5 protein-coding genes and 1 pseudogene are annotated in these 2,986 nt (G+C 56.2%); 5 read left to right on the forward strand and 1 reads right to left on the reverse strand.

All coding sequences use genetic code 11. The annotated features are described in order from the left end of the window. Positions 1 to 210: 210 nt before the first annotated feature. Positions 211 to 576, reverse strand: coding sequence for a winged helix-turn-helix transcriptional regulator (locus ACR0EK_RS20200; RefSeq protein ID WP_480484960.1), 366 nt, complete (start codon positions 574 to 576; stop codon positions 211 to 213). Positions 577 to 700: 124 nt separating this feature from the next. Between ACR0EK_RS20200 and gstA the strand changes: the two genes are divergently transcribed. The 5 genes and pseudogenes from gstA (at position 701) to ACR0EK_RS20225 (ending at position 2,896) form a co-directional block, all read left to right on the forward strand. Continuing rightward, positions 701 to 1,312 (forward strand): glutathione transferase GstA, encoded by a 612-nt coding sequence (gene gstA, locus ACR0EK_RS20205; protein ID WP_480901162.1) that lies wholly within the window; start codon positions 701 to 703, stop codon positions 1,310 to 1,312. After that, positions 1,309 to 1,689, forward strand: coding sequence for a nuclear transport factor 2 family protein (locus ACR0EK_RS20210; protein WP_480774587.1), 381 nt, complete (start codon positions 1,309 to 1,311; stop codon positions 1,687 to 1,689). The genes gstA and ACR0EK_RS20210 overlap by 4 nt, the downstream gene beginning before the upstream one ends. 4 nt (positions 1,690 to 1,693) lie before the next feature. Continuing rightward, complete coding sequence (locus ACR0EK_RS20215; protein ID WP_480560863.1) at positions 1,694 to 1,915, forward strand: tautomerase family protein; 222 nt, start codon at positions 1,694 to 1,696, stop codon at positions 1,913 to 1,915. Next, positions 1,912 to 1,986, forward strand: a pseudogene (locus ACR0EK_RS20220) (hypothetical protein); the annotation flags it as partial. The gene ACR0EK_RS20215 and the pseudogene ACR0EK_RS20220, both read left to right, overlap by 4 nt. Positions 1,987 to 2,023: 37 nt before the next feature. Next, a complete protein-coding gene (locus ACR0EK_RS20225) occupies positions 2,024 to 2,896 on the forward strand; it encodes an NAD(P)H-dependent flavin oxidoreductase (RefSeq protein ID WP_480968094.1) in 873 nt (290 codons plus the stop codon). Positions 2,897 to 2,986: the final 90 nt, after the last annotated feature.

The following is a 2,986-nucleotide window of genomic DNA, read 5'->3' on the forward strand; positions in this document are numbered from 1 at the left end:
ACAGCCAATGTCGGGCATCAGCAGCCTAACGACAGTTAATGTGACAACACAGAAAGAAAGGCTCGAGACACGCCATTTGCGCGTCGATCAGCCAGAAAAATCACTCATGTCACCGCTCCGTTTTCGGAGCTGTGAAGCACGCGGCACAACAAAAACCAATGAATCCTGACCCTAGATTTGCTGCAAAGCTGTCCGAGAAGACGGGACCACTTAATCTGCCCCCTGTTGACTACTTTGTCGTGCCTTCAGTCGGTGGCCGACCTGAACAATCGCGTCAAGGGCCGGGATCAATTCGGCCCCAAGCTCGGTCAGGCTGTATTCCGTCGAGGGGGGCGACGTGCGCCGGACATGGCGGACCAGCACACCTCGTGCAGCCAGTTCCGACAAACGGGCCGAAAGTACCTTGGCAGAAATCGGCGGAATATCCGAACGCAGTTCACTAAAGCGGCGCGGCCCGGCCCGCAACGACCAGATCACGTTCGGCGCCCAGGCACCTGCAATCACAGCCATGCATTCGGTCAGCATGCAGGGTTCGGGTGGCGCAGGGCTTCGGTTGTTCCGCATCTTCAGGGCCATGAGTCGTTACCAGGTTTCTGTTGGGTTACTCTATTTTTTAAGTAACCATCAGAAACCTAGTTGTCAACGGATATGCCCTTCTCCATGTCTATGGTGCCACCAGTAATCCCCAGAAAGGAATACCATGAAACTCTACTACAAACCGGGCGCATGTTCGCTTGCCAGCCACATCGTGCTGACCGAAATCGGCACTCCCTTCGAAACTGAGGCCGTTGATACCGCGGCTGGCCGCACTGAATCCGGCACGGATTTTAGATCCATCAACCCCCGAGGATATGTGCCGGTGCTTGCGCTGGACGACGGTGAACTTGTCAGGGAGGGATCCGCTATTCTTCAATATCTTGCTGATAAGAACCCGTCCTCTGATCTGGCACCATCAAACGGAACGATGGCCCGGACACGGGTTCAGGAATATCTGAGTTTTGTGGCGGCCGATCTGCACAAATCCTTCAGCCCGCTGTTCAAGGGTGATTCCACCGACACCGAAAAAACCAAGGCGCGCAGTATCGTCAAAACAAAATTCGATCAGGTCGAAAACATACTGGCCGATGGGCGGGAATACCTTGTGGACGGAAAGTTTTCGGTCGCGGACGCATATCTTTTCGTTGTCTCGAACTGGGCAAATTTTACGGAAATCGATTTGTCCGGCTGGCCAAGCCTGAAAGCCTATGTCGAGCGGGTGGCAGCACGTCCCGCAACACAAACGGCGATGCGCGCCGAAGGGCTGATCCAATGACCCCGGCCGATCACAAAGCTGTGGTCGAATTGATGGAGGCCTATTTCGAGGGCCTTCATCACGCCGACAGCAACGCCCTGAGACAGGTGTTTCACCCGAAACTGGCGTATATCTGCGCCACCGAAGGGGATGAGCTGTATCTGGATCTTGAGAGCTATATGGCCCGTGTGGATCAGCGTGAACCGCCAGCCAAGCGCGGTGACCCGCGCGATGAAGAGATATTGCAGATCTCCTTCGGCAGTCCGAGGCTGGCCCATGTCATGGCCCGTATGTCGATGATGGGGCGCGATTATCTGGATTACCTTTCCCTTGTCCGCCACGGCAATGACTGGCGGATTGTCACCAAGGTCTTCTCCTACGTTCCAAGGAAGGATTAAAACCATGCCATATGTGAATATCAAAGTAACCCGTGAAGGTGGTCCTGACGGAACCGGCCCAAGCCAGAGCGAGAAAGCAAAGCTGATCGCCGGAGTGAGCGAACTGTTGCACGAGGTGCTGGGCAAAAACCCGGCAACCACAGTCGTCGTGATTGACGAGGTCGATCTGGACAACTGGGGCATCGGTGGGCTGCCGGTTGTCGACTACCGAAAGACGGCCACGTGAAAACCCGGCTGACCGAGCGCCTGAACCTGTCCCACCCGACCATTCAGGCGCCAATGGCGTTTGTTGCGGGTGGGTCGTTGGCCTCGGCTGTGACGCAGGCGGGCGGGCTTGGGTTGGTCGGCGGGGGGTTACGGCGATCGGGACTGGATTGCGCAACAGTTCGATGCAGCCGGAACCACCCCTGTCGGGTGCGGTCTGATCACATGGAAGTTGGCAGAGCAGCCCGCTCTGCTCGATTACGTGCTGGAGCGCGGGCCAGCCGCGGTCTTTCTGTCCTTTGGTGATCCTGCACCCTTTGCCGACAGGATCAAACGGACGGGCGTTCCGCTTATCTGCCAAATCCAGACACTTCGGGACGCGCTGCGTGCCATTGCGGTTGGCGCCGATGTCATCGTGGCTCAGGGGGCCGAAGCTGGTGGCCACGGCGAGGTGCGCGGCACGATCGCGCTTGTGCCCGAAGTGGCGGATAAAATTGACGCATCGAACAGTTCGGCTGTACTTTGCGCCGCCGGTGGTATCGGCGATGGTCGCGGTCTGGCTGCGGCCCTGATGCTTGGCGCAGATGGCGTTGTGATAGGAACTCGGTTTGTTGCTGCAGATGAGGCGCTGATCCATCCACAGATTCTCAGTGAAATCTTGCGCGCATCAGGGGATGAAACCGTTCGAACCTCGGTTCCCGACATCATTCGCGGTTATTCTTGGCCGGACCGATACTCAATCCGGGTACGTCGAAATAATTTTGTCAGTAAATGGCATGGTCGAGAAGCCGCGCTAGACGCCGGCTTGGATGTTCAAAGACGACTTTGGAACGATGCTCAGAATTCCGGAAATCCGTCAATCGTTCCCGGTATTGTCGGCGAAGGTGTGGGTATCATAAGAACCTCGAAACCTGCAGAACAGATCATTGGCGAGATCATGCGCGATGCGATCAACCTTATCAAAGGTGAAGGCGGCAGACATTTGTTTCGGCATAAGGCTTGATTGTCAATCGGTCAAAAACGCGATTAGGTGGGATTTAACGGTGTTGCCACATTAACTGTCGTTAGGCTGCTGATGCTTGACATTGGGCGG

This window comes from Ruegeria sp. AE4 (assembly GCF_056542185.1).

Excerpts from the sequence above, each read along its gene's own strand:
- gstA (WP_480901162.1), top strand. The coding sequence starts at position 701 with ATGAAACTCTACTACAAACCGGGCGCATGTTCGCTTGCCAGCCACATC.
- ACR0EK_RS20200 (WP_480484960.1), bottom strand. The coding sequence starts at position 576 with ATGGCCCTGAAGATGCGGAACAACCGAAGCCCTGCGCCACCCGAACCC.
- ACR0EK_RS20210 (WP_480774587.1), top strand. The coding sequence starts at position 1,309 with ATGACCCCGGCCGATCACAAAGCTGTGGTCGAATTGATGGAGGCCTAT.
- ACR0EK_RS20215 (WP_480560863.1), top strand. The coding sequence starts at position 1,694 with ATGCCATATGTGAATATCAAAGTAACCCGTGAAGGTGGTCCTGACGGA.